The 20,041-nt window shown below is 40.7% G+C and carries 20 protein-coding genes; all 20 read left to right on the top strand.

Annotation, left to right across the window (positions count from 1 at the left end):
• The first annotated feature begins 1 nt into the window (after position 1).
• Positions 2–553 carry a hypothetical protein gene (locus ADA55_RS14240; RefSeq protein ID WP_048684902.1) on the top strand — a complete coding sequence of 184 codons (552 nt, stop codon included), beginning with the start codon at positions 2–4 and terminating at the stop codon, positions 551–553.
• Positions 550–822, top strand: a complete 273-nt coding sequence (locus tag ADA55_RS14235) for an EscU/YscU/HrcU family type III secretion system export apparatus switch protein (protein WP_048684899.1) — start codon at positions 550–552, stop codon at positions 820–822. The genes ADA55_RS14240 and ADA55_RS14235 overlap by 4 nt, the downstream gene beginning before the upstream one ends.
• A 478-nt stretch (positions 823–1,300) precedes the next feature.
• Positions 1,301–2,461 carry an ADP-forming succinate--CoA ligase subunit beta gene (gene sucC / locus ADA55_RS14230; RefSeq protein WP_048684894.1) on the top strand — a complete coding sequence of 387 codons (1,161 nt, stop codon included), beginning with the start codon at positions 1,301–1,303 and terminating at the stop codon, positions 2,459–2,461.
• A gap of 18 nt (positions 2,462–2,479) precedes the next feature.
• A complete protein-coding gene (sucD, locus tag ADA55_RS14225; protein ID WP_048684890.1) occupies positions 2,480–3,382 on the top strand; it encodes a succinate--CoA ligase subunit alpha in 903 nt (300 codons plus the stop codon).
• 118 nt (positions 3,383–3,500) lie between these two features.
• Complete coding sequence (dprA, locus tag ADA55_RS14220; RefSeq protein WP_048684887.1) at positions 3,501–4,367, top strand: DNA-processing protein DprA; 867 nt, start codon at positions 3,501–3,503, stop codon at positions 4,365–4,367.
• A gap of 265 nt (positions 4,368–4,632) precedes the next feature.
• Complete coding sequence (gene topA / locus ADA55_RS14215) at positions 4,633–6,708, top strand: type I DNA topoisomerase (protein WP_048684883.1); 2,076 nt, start codon at positions 4,633–4,635, stop codon at positions 6,706–6,708.
• A gap of 401 nt (positions 6,709–7,109) precedes the next feature.
• The gene (trmFO, locus tag ADA55_RS14210; protein ID WP_048684880.1) at positions 7,110–8,417 is read left to right on the top strand and encodes an FADH(2)-oxidizing methylenetetrahydrofolate--tRNA-(uracil(54)-C(5))-methyltransferase TrmFO; all 1,308 of its coding nucleotides are present in this window, start codon (positions 7,110–7,112) and stop codon (positions 8,415–8,417) included.
• A 59-nt stretch (positions 8,418–8,476) separates the two neighbouring features.
• Positions 8,477–9,379 carry a tyrosine recombinase XerC gene (gene xerC, locus ADA55_RS14205; protein WP_048684877.1) on the top strand — a complete coding sequence of 301 codons (903 nt, stop codon included), beginning with the start codon at positions 8,477–8,479 and terminating at the stop codon, positions 9,377–9,379.
• A 20-nt stretch (positions 9,380–9,399) separates the two neighbouring features.
• Positions 9,400–9,927, top strand: coding sequence for an HslVU peptidase proteolytic subunit (gene hslV / locus ADA55_RS14200; protein WP_048684874.1), 528 nt, complete (start codon positions 9,400–9,402; stop codon positions 9,925–9,927).
• Positions 9,928–9,939: 12 nt separating this feature from the next.
• Positions 9,940–11,349 carry an HslU--HslV peptidase ATPase subunit gene (gene hslU, locus ADA55_RS14195; protein WP_048684871.1) on the top strand — a complete coding sequence of 470 codons (1,410 nt, stop codon included), beginning with the start codon at positions 9,940–9,942 and terminating at the stop codon, positions 11,347–11,349.
• Between the two features lie 107 nt (positions 11,350–11,456).
• Positions 11,457–12,236 (top strand): GTP-sensing pleiotropic transcriptional regulator CodY, encoded by a 780-nt coding sequence (gene codY, locus ADA55_RS14190; protein WP_034313657.1) that lies wholly within the window; start codon positions 11,457–11,459, stop codon positions 12,234–12,236.
• A gap of 748 nt (positions 12,237–12,984) precedes the next feature.
• On the top strand, positions 12,985–13,380 hold the full coding sequence (gene flgB, locus ADA55_RS14185) for a flagellar basal body rod protein FlgB (RefSeq protein ID WP_048684866.1): 396 nt from the start codon (positions 12,985–12,987) through the stop codon (positions 13,378–13,380).
• Entirely contained in the window at positions 13,380–13,838 is a 459-nt protein-coding gene (gene flgC / locus ADA55_RS14180; RefSeq protein WP_048684864.1) for a flagellar basal body rod protein FlgC, read from the top strand. Before flgB ends, flgC begins: the two co-directional genes overlap by 1 nt.
• A gap of 22 nt (positions 13,839–13,860) precedes the next feature.
• Positions 13,861–14,169, top strand: coding sequence for a flagellar hook-basal body complex protein FliE (gene fliE / locus ADA55_RS14175; protein WP_053087411.1), 309 nt, complete (start codon positions 13,861–13,863; stop codon positions 14,167–14,169).
• A gap of 93 nt (positions 14,170–14,262) precedes the next feature.
• The gene (fliF, locus tag ADA55_RS14170; protein WP_048684861.1) at positions 14,263–15,861 is read left to right on the top strand and encodes a flagellar basal-body MS-ring/collar protein FliF; all 1,599 of its coding nucleotides are present in this window, start codon (positions 14,263–14,265) and stop codon (positions 15,859–15,861) included.
• A gap of 12 nt (positions 15,862–15,873) precedes the next feature.
• Entirely contained in the window at positions 15,874–16,893 is a 1,020-nt protein-coding gene (fliG, locus tag ADA55_RS14165) for a flagellar motor switch protein FliG (RefSeq protein WP_048684860.1), read from the top strand.
• Positions 16,886–17,650, top strand: a complete 765-nt coding sequence (gene fliH, locus ADA55_RS14160; RefSeq protein WP_048684857.1) for a flagellar assembly protein FliH — start codon at positions 16,886–16,888, stop codon at positions 17,648–17,650. Before fliG ends, fliH begins: the two co-directional genes overlap by 8 nt.
• A 2-nt stretch (positions 17,651–17,652) precedes the next feature.
• A complete protein-coding gene (gene fliI / locus ADA55_RS14155) occupies positions 17,653–18,972 on the top strand; it encodes a flagellar protein export ATPase FliI (RefSeq protein ID WP_048684854.1) in 1,320 nt (439 codons plus the stop codon).
• Between the two features lie 2 nt (positions 18,973–18,974).
• Positions 18,975–19,421 (top strand): flagellar export protein FliJ, encoded by a 447-nt coding sequence (fliJ, locus tag ADA55_RS14150; RefSeq protein WP_048684950.1) that lies wholly within the window; start codon positions 18,975–18,977, stop codon positions 19,419–19,421.
• 4 nt (positions 19,422–19,425) lie between these two features.
• Positions 19,426–20,034, top strand: a complete 609-nt coding sequence (locus ADA55_RS14145; RefSeq protein WP_048684853.1) for a MotE family protein — start codon at positions 19,426–19,428, stop codon at positions 20,032–20,034.
• Positions 20,035–20,041: the final 7 nt, after the last annotated feature.

The raw sequence follows: 20,041 nt of genomic DNA, 5'->3' as shown, positions 1-20,041 counted from the left end.
TTTGGCGGATTTTCCCAATGATTTAGAGACACTTAAACCACTGCTGCTTAAATTGCTGAATGAGCAAATTCCGGCAGCTATCAAGGAAAGGGCAAAACAAATCCTGAATCGGATTACTGCGCAACAGATCCTTTCACAGGAAAACGGGCCGATTCAGAATTTACTCCTTACAATTCCACTCAATCTGGGATCTACTAAAACGGATCTGACGTTACAATGGAGCGGAAGGAAGACAAAAGAAGGCAAAATAGACCCGGATTACTGCCGAGTCCTATTTTATTTAGAGTTGGAGCACCTTGAAGAGACGGTCATCGACATGCAGGTTCAAAACCGAATCATAAAAGTGACGGTCATCAATGGGCATGGTGCAACCCTTGAAGAGGCAGCCGGTCAATACCTTGACATCCTGAGAGAGAATCTTGGGAAAATGGATTACAGATTATCAGGAGTTTCGTTTGTAAATCCCGTATATGAAAAAGAGCGGGACCTTAGGGGGGAACCGATTCCTTTTACAGAAGCAGGTTCATATAGTGGAGTGGATATTCGAATATGATAAATGATAAACGAAAAGAAGCCATTGCTTTAAAGTATGATCAAAAGACATCCAAAGCGCCCGTCATATTGGCCAAAGGGAAAGGGAAAACGGCTGAAACTATTATGGAAAAGGCCATGAAACTCGATATACCGGTCCAAAGGGACGAATCGCTTGCTGCACTTTTAGGTCAATTGGATATAAATCAAACGATTCCTGAAGAATTGTATGGAGCTGTTGCAGAGGTATTTGCATTCATTTATAAAGTTGACAAGGACATGAATCGGTAGGAGACTAACCATCTGGTTTCACCAATGGGTTTCTGTTGGTTTATGTAGAATTTTAGGGGAATTACCGACGATTTTTCATTATATTAAAAAAATACTAAACTATTTGTTAAAGGACAAGGCGCCATGGCTTTGTCCTTTTGCTTTTCCTTTGAATCAAGACCAGGATAACCGTAGTTCTTCATGAGAATATCTTTGGATCAATAAATTGAAAAGGCTTTCATGGAAGTGTTTTTGATAGAAATATGACTCTTTTTGTACTAGAATTGCAGATCCGAAACAAATGATATTAATAAGAAAAAAACACAAGGGCGCAGAAGGTTTTTTCTATTTTTTTAAAGGGTAAGGAAGTATATTATAATAATATTTTAAAAATTATGTGAAAGAATATTATGCACGAGGGAGAATTTTGTTGTAATATGATAGAGAAAACACGCATTAAATTTCAAGGTTGTTTTTTAGTAGATAAGGAGGATGGGAAATGAATATCCATGAGTATCAGGGGAAAGAGATATTGCGACAATACGGGGTATCCGTTCCAAATGGCCGGGTTGCCTTTACTGTTGATGAAGCAGTTGAAGCAGCGAAGGAGTTAGGTACGGAAGTTGTTGTCGTCAAAGCTCAAATTCATGCGGGCGGCCGCGGTAAAGCCGGCGGAGTCAAGGTAGCAAAGAATCTTGATGAAGCACGTACATATGCAGAAGAGATTCTTGGCAAGACACTGGTGACCCATCAAACGGGACCTGAAGGCAAGGAAGTTAAGCGTTTACTTATTGAAGAAGGCTGCGACATTACGAAAGAGTATTATATCGGGCTTGTCCTTGACCGTGCTACGGACAGTGTCGTATTGATGGCTTCTGAAGAAGGCGGTACGGAAATTGAGGAAGTGGCCGAAAAGACACCAGAGAAAATATTCAAAGAAGTAATCGATCCGGTTGTAGGCCTGACTGGTTTCCAAGCACGGAGGATTGCATTCAATATCAATATTCCGGCTCCACTTATAAATAAAGCTTCCAAACTGATGATTAACCTATATACAGCTTTCGTTGAAAAGGATTGCTCAATCGCAGAAATCAACCCATTAGTGGTAACGGGTGACGGCGATGTAATGGCGCTTGATGCTAAATTGAACTTCGATGATAATGCGATTTACCGCCATAAGGACATCGCGGAGTACCGTGATTTGGATGAAGAGGATGCGAAAGAGATTGAAGCATCAAAACATGGCCTAAGTTACATATCGCTTGACGGAAATATCGGATGCATGGTTAATGGTGCCGGGCTTGCTATGGCGACGATGGACATCATTAAACATTATATGGGAGATCCGGCTAACTTCCTTGACGTTGGTGGCGGCGCCACTGAGGAAAAAGTAAAAGAGGCTTTCAAAATCATCCTTTCCGATCAAAATGTTAAAGGCATCTTCGTTAATATCTTCGGAGGAATCATGAAATGTGACATCATCGCTACAGGCGTCGTGGCTGCTGCCAAAGAGCTAGGCTTGGATGTCCCTCTTGTTGTTCGTCTTGAAGGAACGAATGTGGACCTTGGCAAAAAGATTCTAAAAGAGTCAGGTTTAAATATTACGGCTGCTGAATCAATGGCAGATGGAGCACAAAAAATAGTATCACTTGTAGGATAATAGGCAGGGGGGAACATAATGAGCGTTTATATTAATAAAGATACGAAAGTGATCGTTCAGGGAATCACTGGTGCAACAGCATTATTTCATACAAAACAAATGTTGGAATACGGCACGAAAATCGTAGGGGGAGTCACTCCGGGTAAAGGTGGAACAGAAGTGGAAGGGGTACCTGTATTCAATACAGTTTCCGAAGCTGTCACTGAAACCGGTGCGAGTGCATCTGTTATCTATGTACCGGCACCATTTGCTGCCGATGCAATTCTTGAAGCCGTAGACGCAGAACTTGATCTTGCCATTTGTATCACGGAACATATTCCTGTACTGGATATGGTCAAGGTGAAGCGCTACATGGAAGGCAAAAAAACTCGCTTGATCGGACCGAACTGCCCAGGTGTCATTACTCCTGAAGAGTGTAAGATTGGTATCATGCCAGGGTATATCCACAAAAAAGGACATGTAGGCGTAGTTTCTCGTTCTGGAACTTTGACATATGAAGCTGTTCACCAATTATCGCAAGCAGGCATCGGGCAATCTTCGGCTGTCGGTATCGGTGGAGATCCCGTTAACGGAACGGATTTCATTGATGTTTTAAAAGCGTTCAATGAAGATCCGGAAACACATGCGGTGATCATGATCGGGGAAATCGGCGGAACGGCGGAAGAAGAAGCGGCAATCTGGGTGAAGGAAAATATGACTAAGCCAGTTGTTGGTTTCATTGGTGGCCGTACGGCTCCTGCCGGTAAACGCATGGGACATGCTGGTGCCATTATCTCAGGAGGAAAAGGGACGGCTGACGAGAAAATCCGCGTCATGAACGAATGTGGAATTAAAGTTGCCGAAACTCCATCCGTAATGGGAGAAACATTGATTTCCGTTTTAAAAGAAAAAGATATTTACGAACCTTGTAAAACACATTGATTTAAGCTGGGCCGACCTTTTTTTGGGTCGGTCTTTATTTCCTCGAATTTCCTCGGGAGAGACCAAGTACATCACTATCAACCTACCTTTAAAAATATCCGATTAGGGGCGTTTCCGATTGAATAAAAAAGAAAAGTTAATCCATCTCCATCATTGCCGCGGAGCAGGATGGAAAACAATCCAAGCAATCATGTCCAAAGACCCATCATTATCTTCCCTGTTCACGACGAATTACGTTGAATGGGCAAAAATGCTCCCTATCCCTTCAAATAAGCTTAACCTCTTTCTCAAAGATTTACATTCACTCCATTCCATCGAAAAACTTAAAAAATACGAAGATAGCCAAATCCATTGTTTAACGATCTTCGATGATGAATATCCTTTTTTGCTAAAGCAAATATTCGATCCTCCGTGGGTTCTTTATTTTAAAGGTGATAAGAAGCTTTTAACAAGGAAGAATACCCTAGGTGTTGTTGGGACACGCAAGCCAACCTCGTATGGGCTGGAGGCCTTAAAAACGATTCTATTACCGCTTGTAAAGAAAAAGTTCGTGATCATAAGCGGAATGGCGGCTGGAATCGATGCAGAGTCACATAAGATCGCATTAAGGGAAGGCGGAGATACGATCGGGGTTTTAGGCGGAGGGCTTAAGCAAATATATCCGAAATCCAATTTTACCCTTGCTGAAGAAATCATGAATAAAGGCCTGCTTATATCTGAGACTCCACCGGAAGTGAAGGCGGAACCATGGATGTTTCCACTTAGGAATCGAATCATCAGCGGATTATCACAGGGCGTATTCGTGGTAGAGGCAAAAGAAAGAAGCGGTTCCCTTATTACGGCACAAGCTGCTTTGGAACACGGCAGGGAAGTATTTGCGCTTCCTGGTAATGTTACGAGCCCTGAATCATTGGGTACCAATCAATTGATTTATGATGGTGCCAAACTTGTTTTTAGCTCCAGGCAGATCGAGGAAGAGTTTTGAACAATATAATATAGAAGATAGACGGAGAATCAAACGGGAAAATTGAAAAAATAGGTGCTTTTTTTGAAGGGTGGGTTGAATTATTAGACAAAAAGGTTGAAAATATTGTAAAACTGTTATAAGTTTTGCAAATGGCACCTCTTGTCAAAAAACTAGAAATAAATGAATCAGCATGCTTTGAAAAGTAAAGAGGTGTTGACAAATGATTTTTGAATGATTAATAATAGTGAAGATTTATATTACCTCTTTGAGGAGGATTTATTGGATGTCAGAATACTTAGTGATTGTGGAATCGCCCGCAAAGGCGAAAACAATAGAACGTTACTTGGGAAAAAAATATAAAGTAAAGGCTTCCATGGGGCATGTACGTGATTTGCCTAAAAGTCAAATGGGTGTCGATGTTGAACATGAATATGAACCTAAATATATAACTATCCGCGGCAAAGGCCCGGTTTTAAAAGAATTGAAAACTGCTGCAAAAAAAGCGAAAAAAATCTATCTCGCGGCTGACCCCGACAGGGAAGGGGAAGCAATTGCCTGGCATTTGGCTCACAGTCTTGATGTTGACGTTAACTCAGATTGCCGCGTGGTATTCAACGAGATCACGAAAGAGGCTATCAAGGAATCATTTAAATCGCCAAGGCCAATAAATATGAAATTGGTTGATGCTCAGCAGGCAAGAAGGGTCTTGGACCGTTTGGTCGGATACAATATAAGCCCGTTATTGTGGAAAAAAGTGAAAAAGGGCTTAAGCGCGGGACGGGTCCAATCGGTTGCTGTACGGATGATCATTGACCGGGAGAAGGAGATCAAAGATTTTATCCCGGAAGAGTATTGGACAATCAAGGCTGATTTTGTAAAAGGAAAAGAACAGTTTGAAGGTTCTTTCTTCAGCCTTGGCGGCGAGAAGAAGGAATTAAATACCGAAGAGGACGTCAAAAAAGTGCTCGCTTCTTTAAATGGCGGCGAATTTACGATAGGAGCTGTGGCTAAAAAGGAAAGAAGGCGTAATCCAGCAGCACCTTTTACAACTTCTTCCCTGCAACAGGAAGCGGCACGTAAATTGAATTTCCGTGCGAAGAAAACCATGATGCTTGCTCAGCAGCTTTATGAAGGAATCGAGCTTGGCAAGGAAGGTACAGTCGGGTTAATCACTTATATGAGAACCGATTCGACCCGGATTTCAGATAGTGCCAAAGAGGAAGTCCATACGTTCATTCAAAATAGTTATGGTAAAGAATATGTTCAGGTCGAGCAGCGCAAGGAGAAAAAACAAACTAATGCCCAGGACGCGCATGAAGCCGTCAGGCCAACAAGCACATTACGTGAACCGGGCGTAGTCAAGGAGTTCTTATCCAGAGATCAATTCCGTCTTTATAAATTGATTTGGGAACGATTCGTTTCCAGTCAAATGTCTTCGGCGGTCATGGATACGATGAGCATCGACCTGCATAACGGGGATGTCATCTTCAGGGCTAATGGTTCAAAAATTAAATTTCCGGGTTTCATGAAGGTATATGTTGAAGGGTCCGATGACTCGGTGGAAGAAAAGGAAAATGCACTTCCTGATGTGAAAAAAGGAGATCAATTCTTTTCAAAAGATATCGAGCCGAAGCAGCATTTCACACAGCCTCCGCCCCGATATACTGAAGCCCGTCTGGTCAAGACCCTAGAGGAACTGGGAATAGGCCGTCCGTCTACATATGCGCCTACCTTGGATACGATCCAAAAACGGGGCTATGTTACCTTGGATAATAAACGGTTCATCCCGACAGAGCTTGGTGAGATCGTTCTCGAATTGATACGCGAATTCTTCCCGGATATTCTCGATGCAGAGTTCACTGCCAAGATGGAACAGGAATTTGACAGCGTTGAGGAAGGCAATATTGAATGGATTAAGGTCATCGATGAATTTTATAAAGAATTTGCAATTCATTTGGCTAAAGCCGAAGTCGAGATGGAGAAAATTGAAATCAAAGATGAACCTGCAGGTGAAGATTGCGTGGAGTGCGGACATGGGATGGTCTTTAAGATGGGACGTTATGGAAAGTTCATGGCATGCAGTAATTTCCCGGATTGCCGTAACACCAAACCAATCGTCAAAGAAATCGGTGTCAAATGCCCAAAATGTAAAGAAGGAAATATCATTGAAAGGAAAAGTAAAAAACGCCGCATATTTTACGGGTGTGATACTTACCCTGGATGTGACTTCATATCTTGGGATAAACCGCTGCCGCGGAGTTGTCCAAAATGTGAAGGTACACTTGTTGAGAAAAAACTCAAAAAAGGTGTCCAGGTCCAGTGCATGGATTGTGATTTTAAAGAAATGCCCCAAGCATAGAATAGGCCTTGAAATCGTTTACTTTCCTTGTGAACTATTGAAAAACCCTAAATATAAATGGACTCGGCATCTGCCGGGTTTCTTTATGTTCAGGGAAGTATGATATCATGGTGATAGGTGGATTTACTTCCAAGAAGAAAATGGATAAAGCTTGAAACTTTTTTATTTAGGCCTTGTGATGTAAAATTCAGTGGACAAGTACATTCTTTTAAAGATATAATTCCTATTTGCGTCCGTTACCCTTTTAGTAAATAAGGATGGCATATTTTTAAAATAATCGTTAGCAGGAATGAGTATTTCGGGTATAAATACATAGATATCGTTAAAAATGAAACTTCTGGAAAGCAGTTTTAATGATAAATGATCCTGTCTTATCATATCTATACATGGAGGTTCGAAAAATGAAAGAAACAAAAGTAAGTGTAATCGGTGCTGGGCTTGCTGGAAGTGAGGCGGCGTGGCAGTTAGCTAAAAGAGGAATTAAAGTCGATCTATATGAAATGCGCCCTGTAAAACAAACGCCAGCCCATCATACCGATAAATTCGCTGAACTTGTTTGTTCCAATTCACTTCGGGCAAATACGTTAACAAATGCAGTTGGTGTATTAAAAGAAGAAATGCGTATACTGGATTCGGTCATCATGTCCGCAGCGGATGCTTGTGCTGTACCGGCTGGCGGTGCATTAGCCGTTGATCGTCATGAATTTGCCGGTCTTGTTACGGAAAGGGTCAAAAATCATCCAAATGTGACGGTCATTAATGAAGAAGTGACGGAAATTCCGGAAGGTCCTACCGTCATTGCAACCGGTCCGCTTACAAGTCAGTCACTATCTGATAGCTTAAAGCAAATCATGGATGAAGAATACTTGTACTTTTATGATGCTGCCGCACCAATTCTTGAAAAAGACAGCATCAATATGGATAAAGTATATTTGAAATCCCGTTATGATAAAGGGGAAGCAGCTTATTTGAACTGTCCGATGACGGAAGAAGAGTTTGACCGTTTTTATGATGCATTGATTGCTGCTGAAACAGTCCCGCTTAAAGAATTCGAAAAAGAAATCTTTTTTGAAGGCTGCATGCCGATTGAAGTGATGGCATCACGTGGGAAGAAAACGATGTTATTTGGTCCATTGAAGCCTGTTGGCCTAGAAGATCCCAAAACGGGAAAACGCCCTTTTGCTGTAGTTCAATTGCGTCAGGATGATGCGGCAGGAACACTTTACAATATTGTTGGTTTTCAGACACATTTGAAATGGGGGCCGCAAAAAGAAGTATTGCAGCTCATACCCGGATTGGAAAATGCGGAAATTGTACGTTATGGGGTCATGCATCGAAACACTTTCATAAACTCACCTAATGTTTTGAAGCCAACATACCAATTCAAGAATCGGGATGATTTATTCTTTGCTGGTCAGATGACTGGCGTTGAAGGGTATGTTGAATCGGCTGCGTCGGGACTTGTCGCAGGTATCAATGCTGCAAGGATCGTCGAAGGTTTGGAGCCTATCATTTTCCCTGCGGAGACGACGATGGGCAGTATGGCAAGGTACATAACGTCGACGAATGGTAAGAGCTTCCAACCGATGAATGCCAACTTTGGATTGCTTCCTGACCTTGAAGTGAGAATCAAATCCAAAAAAGAGCGGAATGAAACGCATGCTAAACGCGCTTTGGACACAATTCAGAACTTTGTGAAAAATTTGTAAAATATTTGCCTGCTGTTTTAAAGTATGATACTATTTATTAGCCTTTGCGAGGTGTTTCCATGATTAATCAAAAAAAGGCATTATCATCCTTCATCGAATATTTACAAATTGAAAAGAACAGTTCACATTACACCATTGAAAATTACAAACGTGATATTCACGAATTTTTCCTGTTCCTTAATGAACAGGGGATTGAGGACATCACGTCCGTTGAATATCTTGATGTCCGGTTATATTTAACGAATTTATATGAGAAAAAACTTTCTAAGCGCACTGTTGCAAGAAAAACTTCTTGCTTGCGGAGCCTTTATAAATTTTTACTGCGTGAAGGTGATGTGAAGGATAACCCTTTTTCCCTTGCTTCTTTACCTAAAAAGGATCAAAGACTGCCACGTTTTCTCTATGAGAAGGAAATGGATCAGTTGTTTTCTTCTTTAAAGAAAGATTCACCGATAGGAATAAGGAACAATGCCTTACTGGAATTATTGTATGCTACAGGCATTCGCGTAAGTGAATGTTGTGATATTAAACTGCAGGATATCGATCTTTCCTTAGGGACGGTACTGATCCATGGAAAAGGAAAAAAAGATCGCTACGTTCCGGTTGGTAGATATGCACAGGAAGCGATAGATTTATACATACGTACAGCCAGGATGGAATTGACTTCGTCTGACGCCAAGGCGCATGTTTATTTATTTGTTAATTTTCGTGGAGACCCTCTGACACCTAGGGGAGTTCGCTATATATTGAATGAATTGATTAAAAAGTCAGCCGCAGATGGAAGTCTTCATCCCCATATGCTAAGGCATTCGTTTGCTACACACCTATTGAATAATGGGGCGGACATTCGCACGGTTCAGGAATTGCTTGGTCATTCAAAAATTTCATCAACGCAAGTGTATACGCATGTTACAAAAGACCAATTGAAAAAAGTCTACAATGCATCACATCCGCGGCCTTAAATGTTGAAAGGGGACACTTTATGACAACGATATTTGCAGTGCATCATAAAGGTGAATGTGCCATGTCCGGTGATGGGCAGGTTACTTTAGGAAATTCAGTAGTGATGAAGCATACAGCGAGGAAAGTAAGAAAAATCTTTAATGGTAATGTCCTTGCAGGTTTTGCTGGTTCCGTTGCAGATGCTTTCACTTTATTTGAGATGTTCGAAGCTAAACTTGAAGAGTATAATGGCAACCTTCAGCGCGCTGCCGTTGAAATGGCAAAGCAATGGAGAAGTGACAATGTATTGAGAAAGCTTGAAGCCATGCTAGTCGTGATGGATAAGAACCATTTACTGCTCGTTTCTGGCACCGGGGAAGTAATTGAACCGGATGACGGGATTCTCGCCATAGGATCGGGAGGGAATTATGCATTGGCTGCCGGCAGGGCATTAATGCGGTTTTCCAGCGACCACTTATCGGCAAAGGAAATCGCTCAATCATCTTTACAAATTGCAGCGGAAATTTGTGTATTTACAAATACGAATATAATCGTGGAAGAGTTGTAAGGAGGAGCGCAAATGTCAAAAAAAGCTAATTTAACACCGAGGCAAATCGTTGAAAAACTGGATCAGTATATCGTTGGGCAGCGTGAGGCAAAACGGGCAGTGGCAGTGGCTCTTCGGAATCGCTACCGACGTTCCCTTCTCTCGGATCAACTTCGTGACGAAGTCGTTCCGAAGAATATATTAATGATTGGACCGACAGGTGTTGGGAAAACAGAAATAGCTCGGAGAATGGCTAAATTGGTAGGTGCTCCTTTTGTAAAAGTTGAAGCAACGAAATTTACGGAAGTCGGGTATGTCGGCCGGGATGTAGAGTCCATGGTCCGTGATTTGGTGGAGACTTCCGTCCGCCTCGTGAAGGAAGAAAAGATGGCCAGTGTAAAGGAACGGGCAGAAGAAAATGCAAATCGCCGTTTAATAGAGCTATTAGTGCCATCGACTAAAAAACAGAGTAATTTCAAGAATCCTCTTGAAGTCTTTTTTGGAGGCAATAACAATCAAGACGAACAGGATCCGGAAGAAAATTCCGAAGATTTAAGTTTGCAGGAAAAAAGAAAAATCGTCGCTGAAAAGCTGGCTAATGGTGAGCTGGAAAGTGAAATGATAACGGTCGAAGTGGAAGAACAGGCTGCTTCTATGTTTGATATGCTCCAAGGTTCGGGAATGGAACAAATGGGGATGAACATGCAGGACGCTTTAGGAAGCTTGATGCCGAAGAAAAGCAAGAAGCGCAAATTGAAAGTAAGTGAAGCGAGAACCGTTTTAACAAATGAAGAAGCGGCAAAATTGATTGATATGGATGAAGTAACATCAGATGCAGTATACGGGGCTGAGCAAAATGGGATTATCTTCATAGATGAAATAGACAAAATTGCCAGTAAGCAATCTGGAAGTTCATCAGCGGATGTATCCAGAGAGGGTGTCCAAAGGGATATCCTGCCAATTGTTGAAGGTTCAACAGTAGTGACTAAATATGGTTCAGTTAAAACGGATCATGTCCTATTCATTGCTGCAGGGGCCTTTCATATGGCTAAGCCATCCGACCTAATCCCGGAATTACAAGGTAGATTCCCAATTCGTGTAGAATTGAACAAACTGACTGTAGACGACTTTGTGCGGATTCTGCATGAACCCGATAATGCCTTGTTAAAACAATATGTTGCTTTATTGGAAACTGAAGGTATAGAAATTGAATTTTCTGACGATGCTGTTCGTAAGATAGCAGAAGTGGCCTTCGAAGTAAATCAAAACACAGACAATATTGGTGCAAGAAGACTTCATACCATTTTGGAACGGTTGCTTGAAGACTTATCTTTTGAAGCTCCGGAAATAACGATGGAGAAGATTACAATTACGCCCCAATATGTCGAAGGTAAGCTTGGTTCTATCGCCCGGAACAAAGATTTAAGCCAGTTTATCCTTTAATTAGAAACAATTTTGGCAATGATTTGCCTAAGCAATGAACATAAAATTACGGAAATACAACTTCATAGTTATTGTGAACCATGGTATTTTTAGGAGGAACAAATCAAATGAACTTATTAGCAAAAACAAGAAAAATCAATGCAATGCTCCAAAAAGCAGCAGGTAAAGCAGTTAACTTCAAGGAAATGGCTGAGAGTTTAAGTGAAGTTATCGAAGCAAATGTATTCGTCGTCAGCCGCCGCGGGAAATTACTTGGCATCGCAGTAAGTCAGCAAATTGAAAACGAACGCATGTACAAAATGTTGGAAGATAAACAATTCCCTGAAGAGTACACAAAAAACCTGTTCAATATTCCTGAAACCTCTTCGAATCTTGATATCGAAAGCGAATATACTGCTTTCCCAGTCGAAAACAAGGAACTTTTCTCAACTGGATTAACAACGATCGTACCGATTATGGGTGGGGGAGAACGTTTAGGAACATTGGTTCTTGCCCGTTTACAAGAAAAATTTCACGATGATGATTTAATTTTGGCTGAATATGGTGCGACTGTAGTCGGTATGGAAATCCTTCGTGAAAAATCAGAAGAGATAGAAGAGGAAGCTCGTAGTAAAGCTGTCGTTCAAATGGCGATTTCCTCGTTATCTTACAGTGAATTGGAAGCAATAGAGCACATCTTTGAGGAACTTAAAGGTAATGAAGGTCTGCTTGTAGCATCAAAAATTGCGGACCGTGTCGGCATCACCCGTTCCGTTATCGTAAATGCCCTAAGGAAACTGGAAAGTGCTGGGGTCATTGAATCACGTTCTCTTGGAATGAAAGGTACTTATATCAAGGTATTGAACGATAAATTCCTTCTTGAATTAGAGAAGCTTAAAAATAATTAACATATAGAAAGGCAGTCCTTGAAAAAAAGGGCTGCCTTTTTTTGATATTTGGATGTGTTACTGTCCGGGACAAACAGGTAAATACGGTGAAGGGCAGGGGGAGGGAAAAGAGGTAATTCAGATAAAATGGACATGTGAATATGGGCATGCTTTCTGTTTGAAGCAGAATGTAGTTAAATATTTCCTATAAAGGGTAATTATATTATTATAACTGTCGAAATGGTGTAAATGAACGATAGGATAACTTTTTGATTCTTAAAAGACTATTGATAACGGTTTTAGTCATTAGGGAAATTTGTCGAATGGTTCAAAATTTTGATAAAAACGGTTTTTTTCAAAAAAGAAAAAATGCAGCAATCCGTTGTTTTCTTATAAATCCTTTATTTTAAAGGGTGAAATCAACTAAAATAAATTAAAAATTTGAAAGTAAATGTGAAAATTAGTTCTAAAGTATCAGGTATATAGGCGGGTTTTTCGATATGATATAAAAGTTAATAGAAGTAAAATTTGGTTAATATGTAGAATATCATATTAAAATGTAAGATTACGTAATATTAGCTGTATAATGATACTAAGAAAAAAAGACAAATTTGAGCAATTTATGACAAATTTCGACGATAATAGGTCTAAAGTCTACGTATTGTTTATGGACATAGTTATAATGTTTCTTTAAAATTAAAATGTAAATCCGCTGGGTTAATTTATTGATAAAGTAATTATCTGTCAATTATAGAAAGAGGTGATCGATATGGAATTATTTTCGAATACTTTTCAATCACTAGAAAATGGCCTTGAATATTCTAATGCAAAACAAAAAGTCATTTCACAGAACATAGCCAATTCGGACACGCCTAATTATAAAGCTAAAGATATTGACAAAACAAAGTCCTTTAAGGCAGAGCTGGAATCTTCCCTCGAGTCATATCGTACCGATGAAAGACATTTTACCTTCAAATCAGAGGGGAGTCATGCTTCTCACATCGTGGCGCAGAAAAATGTCCGATATAACAACAATGGAAATAGCGTGGACATTGATAAGGAAATGACGGATCTTGCTGCCAATCAAATTTACTATAATGCAGTAAACGACAGGCTTTCGGGTAAGTTTCAATCATTGCAGAATGTAATTAGAGGAGGTAAGTGATGGGGATCTTCCAAAGTATAAACATGACCGGATCTAGCCTGACGAGTCAAAGGGTTAGGATGGATGTAATCTCTGCTAATATGGCTAATGCCGATACGACCAGGGCGGAATATGACGCTGAATCGAAAACATGGAAGCCATACACAAGAAAATCGGTTGTGTTGCAAAGTAAGGAAAATGGTTTTTCGAGTTTCTTAAACGCAGCATCCGGAAAAACGAGCGAAGTAGGGAATGGAGTGAAGGTGACTGGAATAGTAGAAGATAAAACACCTTTTGAACTGGATTACAATCCCGCCCATCCTGATGCCAATGAAGATGGTTATGTTGAAATGCCAAATGTCGACCCACTTAGGGAAATGGTTGATTTAATGAGTGTCACACGTTCATACGAAGCGAATGTGACAGTTCTAAATGCATCAAAGGGAATGATGATGAAAGCTTTGGAAATCGGAAAATAAAATTTTGAAAGGAGATGTTGTCATGGAGGGGATTTCTCTTTCGGCAGTGACCAATGCAAATCATCTACTAAAAAAAGATCATAGAAATACTAATACACCATACGAAGCACAGAGGGATTTTGCGTCGGTATTAAAAGAATCAATGAATAAAGTCAACGAAACACAAATGGCATCCGATGACCTTACAACCAAATTGGTTAATGGAGAGGATGTTGAGCTTCATTCGGTGATGATAGCTTCACAAAAAGCCAGTGTCACCATGCAGGCTACATTAGAGGTTCGGAATAAGGTTGTGGAAGCCTACCAGGAAATGATGAGAATGAGTATATAGCATTCATTTTTTAACCTGGATAATATAGAGAAAAATGACCAGGGGGAAAAGAAATCCCCAATCATAAATTCATAGACTGACCGGGGGATTTAAATGAATGAAGTACTAGTGAATTTTAAAAACAAAATAACTGCTTACTGGACGAGCCGCAGTAAAAACCAAAAAATCATGATGGTTGGTTCAGCAGCATTAATTATCATCATCATTACGACGGTTTCAATTTTAACCACGCGTACGACGCTGGTGCCCTTATACTCCAACTTAACTCCATCGGAAACGGGGAGCATTAAAGAGAATCTAGACAGTCAAGGGATTATGAATGAAGTTTCTGAAAATGGAACGACCATAAAAGTTCCTGAAGAAAGACTGGATTCACTTAAAGTGGAACTGGCAGCAGAAGGAATTCCGGAATCGGGCAGCATCGACTATTCCTTTTTTAGTCAGAGTGCCGGTATCGGCATGACTGAAAATGAATTCAATGTCATTAAATTGGACTCGATGCAAACGGAATTGGCAAGTTTAATAAAAAAGATTGATGGAGTGGAAGATGCCAGTGTAATGATCACTCTTCCTGATGAAGGAGTTTTTGTCAGTGATTCAGCTGGGGAAGCGTCAGCATCCATTGTATTGAATACGAAACCCGGTTATAAATTTGAGGAAAGTCAAATCAATTCCCTTTACCATCTTGTCTCAAAAAGTGTTCCGAATCTCCCTACAGATAATATCGTCATTATGAACCAAGAGTTTGAGTACTTCGATCTTGAAAAACAAAATTCTTCTTTTGCGTCCGCATTTGCTACCCAAAACGAAATAAAAAAAGAGATAGAACGCGATATTCAAAGACAGGTACAAAATATGCTTGGAACGATAATGGGAAGAGACAAAGTCGTAGTTTCAGTCACGACAGACATCGATTTCACTCAAGAAAATCGGGAAGAGAATTTAGTTGAACCGGTCGATGAAGAAAATATGGCTGGGATTGAGATTTCTGCGCAAAGAATCAATGAATCGTATAGCCGGGACGCAGCGGGGGCAGGAGGCGTTCCGCAAAGTGAGGATTCCTCAGATTCATTGGGAACCCAATATGCTGAAGGCACAAATGGTTCCGGTGATTATGAAAAAGTGGATGAAACGATAAATAGTGAAGTGAACCGAATCAAGAAAGAAATAGTCGAAAGCCCATATAAAGTTAAAGATTTAGGTATTCAAGTCATGGTCGAGCCGCCTTCAGCTGACGATCCGGATTCTTTATCTCAACAGAGTGTGAATGATATTACACAAATCCTAGGTACGATAATACGCACGACAATCGAGAAAAAAGCTGAAGGGGAAGAACTGACGGACGAGGAGCTTAATAATAAAATTGCGATTTCCGTTCAGCCGTTTAACGGAAAAATGAAGGTGCAAAAAGATGAAACGAATCCTTCGTTACCAATTTGGGCGTACATCGTCGGCGGAGTGCTAATACTTGCCATTATCATTCTATTAATCTTATTCCTCCGGTCCCGAAAACAAGCTGAAATGGAAGAGGAGTACGTGGTTGAAGAGGAAGAGGTCGTATTCGAAGTTCCGGATTTGAACAAAGAGAAGGAAACGGAAGCATCCTTAAAAAGAAAACAATTGGAGAAACTTGCAAAAGAAAAGCCGGATGAATTTGCAAAATTATTAAGAAGCTGGATAGCGGAAGACTAGGAGGCTTGGAAAGTGACATATAGAAAAAAAAAGGCCGGATTGACTGGCAAACAGAAAGCTGCCATCCTCCTTATTTCCTTAGGCCCGGATGTTTCTGCATCCGTATATAAGCATCTTACTGAAGAGGAAATTGAGAGATTGACCCTTGAAATCTCTGGAGTGAGGAAAGTGGACTCCCATGATAAAGAAGAAATCCTGGAAGAATTCCATAATATTGCTTTGGCACAGGATTACATCTCGCAGGGCGGGATAGGATATGCGAAGCAGGTACTGGAAAAAGCATTAGGCACTGATCAGGCAACCGCCATCATTAACCGTTTAACATCATCCTTACAGGTTCGTCCATTCGACTTTGCACGAAAGGCAGATCCTGGACAAATCTTGAATTTCATCCAGAACGAGCATCCACAGACCATTGCATTAATCCTGTCTTACCTTGATCCCACACAGGCTGGACAAATATTGTCTGAACTTCCGCAAGAGGTGCAGGCCGATATTGCAAGAAGGATTGCATTAATGGATAGCACTTCTCCGGAAATCATCAATGAAGTGGAACAAATACTCGAAAGGAAACTTTCTGCGACCGTAACCCAAGATTATACACAGACTGGTGGAGTTGAAGCTGTTGTAGATGTGTTGAATGGTGTTGACCGCTCAACGGAAAGAACGATTTTGGATGCACTTGAAATCCAAGATCCGGAGCTTGCTGAGGAAATCAAGAAACGAATGTTTGTTTTTGAAGATATCGTGACCCTTGATGGCAGGGCGATTCAGCGAGTAGTCAGGGAATCTGATAACGAAGACCTTAAACTTTCTCTTAAAGTGGCTAGTGATGAAGTGAAGGAAATCGTCTTTCGAAACATGTCAAAACGCATGGTTGAAACGTTCCAGGAAGAAATGGAATTTATGGGACCGGTACGTTTGCGTGATGTGGAAGAAGCACAATCAAGAATTGTTGCCGTCATTCGAAAACTGGAGGAAACTGGTGATATTGTGATAGCCCGCGGCGGAGGGGATGATATCATTGTCTAGGATTATCAAATCCCAGCAGGCTAACCAGGAGAAAAGCAAAAAGATTGCAATAAAAGTTCGCCCTTTCGACTTTCTTCAAAATGATGATGCAGATGAGCGGAAAAACCTTCATTATCTTCAATCTGATGAATTTCTTAATGATGCTAAACAGGAAGCGGAAACGTTATTGCTTGAAGCTAAACAAAAAGCCCAAGCGATTGCTGCCGAAATCCAGCAAGACCGAGAACAATGGGAGAATCAAGAGAAAGCAATGTTTATCGAACAAGCTCAAAATGAAGGGTATCGGCAGGGAGTCGAAGATGGTATTCAAAAGGGGTATAACGAGATTGCAGCGGAAATAGCCTTCGCTAAGGAAGTGGTAGAGTCTTCTAAAAAAGATTATCGGCACCACATTGAATCATCTGAAACGGTTATTTTGAATCTTGCCCTGAAAGTGGCAGAGAAAATTATCGGGCAACAGCTTGAAAAAGATGAATTGTCTTTTTTATCCATAGTCAAAAGAGCCATCAAAGAGGTGAGGGATTATCGTGAAGTGCAATTGCATATCCATCCGATCCAATATCAATCGATTCTTTCTCATAAAGATGAATTGATGGCAATCTTTCCGAAAGATACCGAGTTGTATATCTTTCCGGATGATGAGCTTGAAGAAAGCAGCTGTATCATTGAATCCGAAAACGGAAGGATGGATGCCAGTGTCGACAGTCAGCTGCAGGAAATAAAATTGAAACTAACTGAAGTGCTGGAAGGGGAGTAGAGATGAAAACCAGAGACCTATTGGCCTTAGTTGATGAAGTTGATCCTTTCAAACATTATGGACGGGTCAAACGTGTCGTGGGGCTAATGATAGAATCTCAAGGCCCTGAAAGCTCTGTAGGCGATGTTTGTTATATCTATACAGGTATACAAAAAAAGAAAAATAGAATCTTGGCTGAAGTTGTCGGCTTCCGTGATGAAATGGTTATTTTAATGCCGTTTACAGCAGTTAGTGATATTGCACCGGGTTGTATCGTGGAAGGGAGCGGACGGAGCCTTGAGATAAAGGTGGGAAGTGGGCTGATTGGCAAAGTAGTCGACCCATTGGGACATCCTATAGATGACTCTATGCTTCCAAAAGGTCTCGCGACAATTTCTGTGGATCAAGATCCACCGAATCCGATGAAACGACCTCCCATTAATGAGCCAATAGATGTAGGAGTTCGAGTGATTGATAGTTTATTAACAGTTGGAAAAGGACAACGTGTTGGTATCTTTGCAGGGAGCGGTGTCGGGAAAAGCACGTTGCTTGGAATGGTGGCAAGGAATACGACGGCGGACTTAAATGTAATAGGTCTTATTGGAGAACGGGGCCGTGAAGTTCGGGAATTCATTGAGAAAGATCTTGGACCAGAAGGGCTGGCACGATCAATCGTTGTAGTGGCGACATCTGACCAGCCAGCGTTGATGAAGATAAAGGGTGCTTTGACGGCAACTGCCATCGCTGAATATTTTCGTGATAAGGGATTGAATGTGATGCTGATGATGGATTCGGTCACGAGGGTTGCGATGGCCCAGAGGGAAATTGGGCTTGCCATCGGGGAACCGCCGACGACCAAAGGGTATACTCCATCCGTTTTTGCCATCCTTCCAAGGTTACTCGAGAGAACGGGAACAAATCAGCTGGGTACCATTACAGCTTTTTATACAGTTCTCGTCGACGGTGATGATATGAATGAACCGATTGCTGATGCTGTCAGGGGAATTTTGGATGGTCACTTCATACTGGACCGTAATTTGGCCAATAAAGGACAGTTTCCAGCGCTTAATGTATTAAAGAGCATTAGTCGTGTCATGAACAATATTGTTGGTGAAAAGCATAAAAACGCTGCAGAAAAATTGCGGGCAAGTTTATCAACCTATATGGAGTCGGAAGATTTGATAAATATAGGAGCTTATAAGAAGGGGTCTTCCAAACAAATTGATCATTCAATTACACGCTATCCGGACATCATTTCATTTTTAAAGCAAGGAACCCATGAAAAAGCTTCTAAAGATAATAGTATCAACGCCCTTGTCGAATTGATGGAGAAAGGTGATTAATGATGATTTATCAATATAAATTCGAGAAGATCCTGTCCATCAAAGAAAAAGAAAAAACCGATGCACTAGCTAAATATAATGCCGCTTTAAAAAAATTTGAAGAAGTGGCAGAAAAATTATATAAGCTTTTAAAGAAAAAAGAAGAGTTGCTTGAGTTTCAACAGGAGAAGCTGCGAAATGGATTATCCGTTCAGGATATTCGTCATCATCAGTTATTTATGGACAATTTGGAAAAACTCTTAAGCCTCTGTCAACAGGAAGTCATTGAAGCGCGATACAAGATGAATACTCAACGGGATATATTAATGGAAAGAAATATCGAGGTTAAAAAGTACGAGAAAATGAAAGAAAATGATTTTCTTGAATTTCTCCATGTCATGAAGGAAGCTGAGAACAAAGAAATGGATGAAATTTCTATCCGGCAATACTTAAGCAAAGGCGTAAGGTGATGGAATGCGTAAAAAAAGTGAATCTAATGAATTGGAAGAAAGCAAGATAAGCAAGTTTCAATGGTTTCTTGTCATCTTCATTCCATTAATCTTTGCGGTAACTGTAGCGTTGATCGTTTTTACCGTTGCAGGGGTGAATGTAGTGGAAAAGGCAAAGGAAATGTCGGCGAAAATACCCTTCATTGAATCGGATCAAAAGGGTGAAAAGAATGGTAAAACAGTGAAAAATGATGAGAAAGTTTCCATGAAGCTCGAAAAATTAGAAACCGAGATTGAAAATAAGGAAAAAGAGATAGAAAAGCTTGAGGGCATCATTGATACACGTGACAAGGCCATTGCGAAGGCAGAAGTGGAAAAACAGCAGCTTCAAACAGAAATGAATCAACTTAAGGATAGTCAGAATAATAGTAAACAAGCGTTCAAAGATATAATCCGTACTTATGAAACGATGGCCCCCAAGAGAGCTGCACCTATCATTACAGAAATGAATGATGAAGATGCAGTGAATATTCTTTCAAGTATGAAAGCAGCCACTTTAGCTAAGGTTTTGGAGCAAATGACAACAGCTGATGCTGCAAGATTAACGAAGAAACTAACGGAACAAGGTTCTTAAGCGGAAG

Origin of the sequence: Bacillus sp. 220_BSPC, assembly GCF_001054655.1 — a bacterium.
Classification (GTDB): Bacteria; Bacillota; Bacilli; order Bacillales; family DSM-1321; genus Peribacillus; species Peribacillus frigoritolerans.
This window is presented reverse-complemented; position numbering and strand designations above follow the sequence as displayed.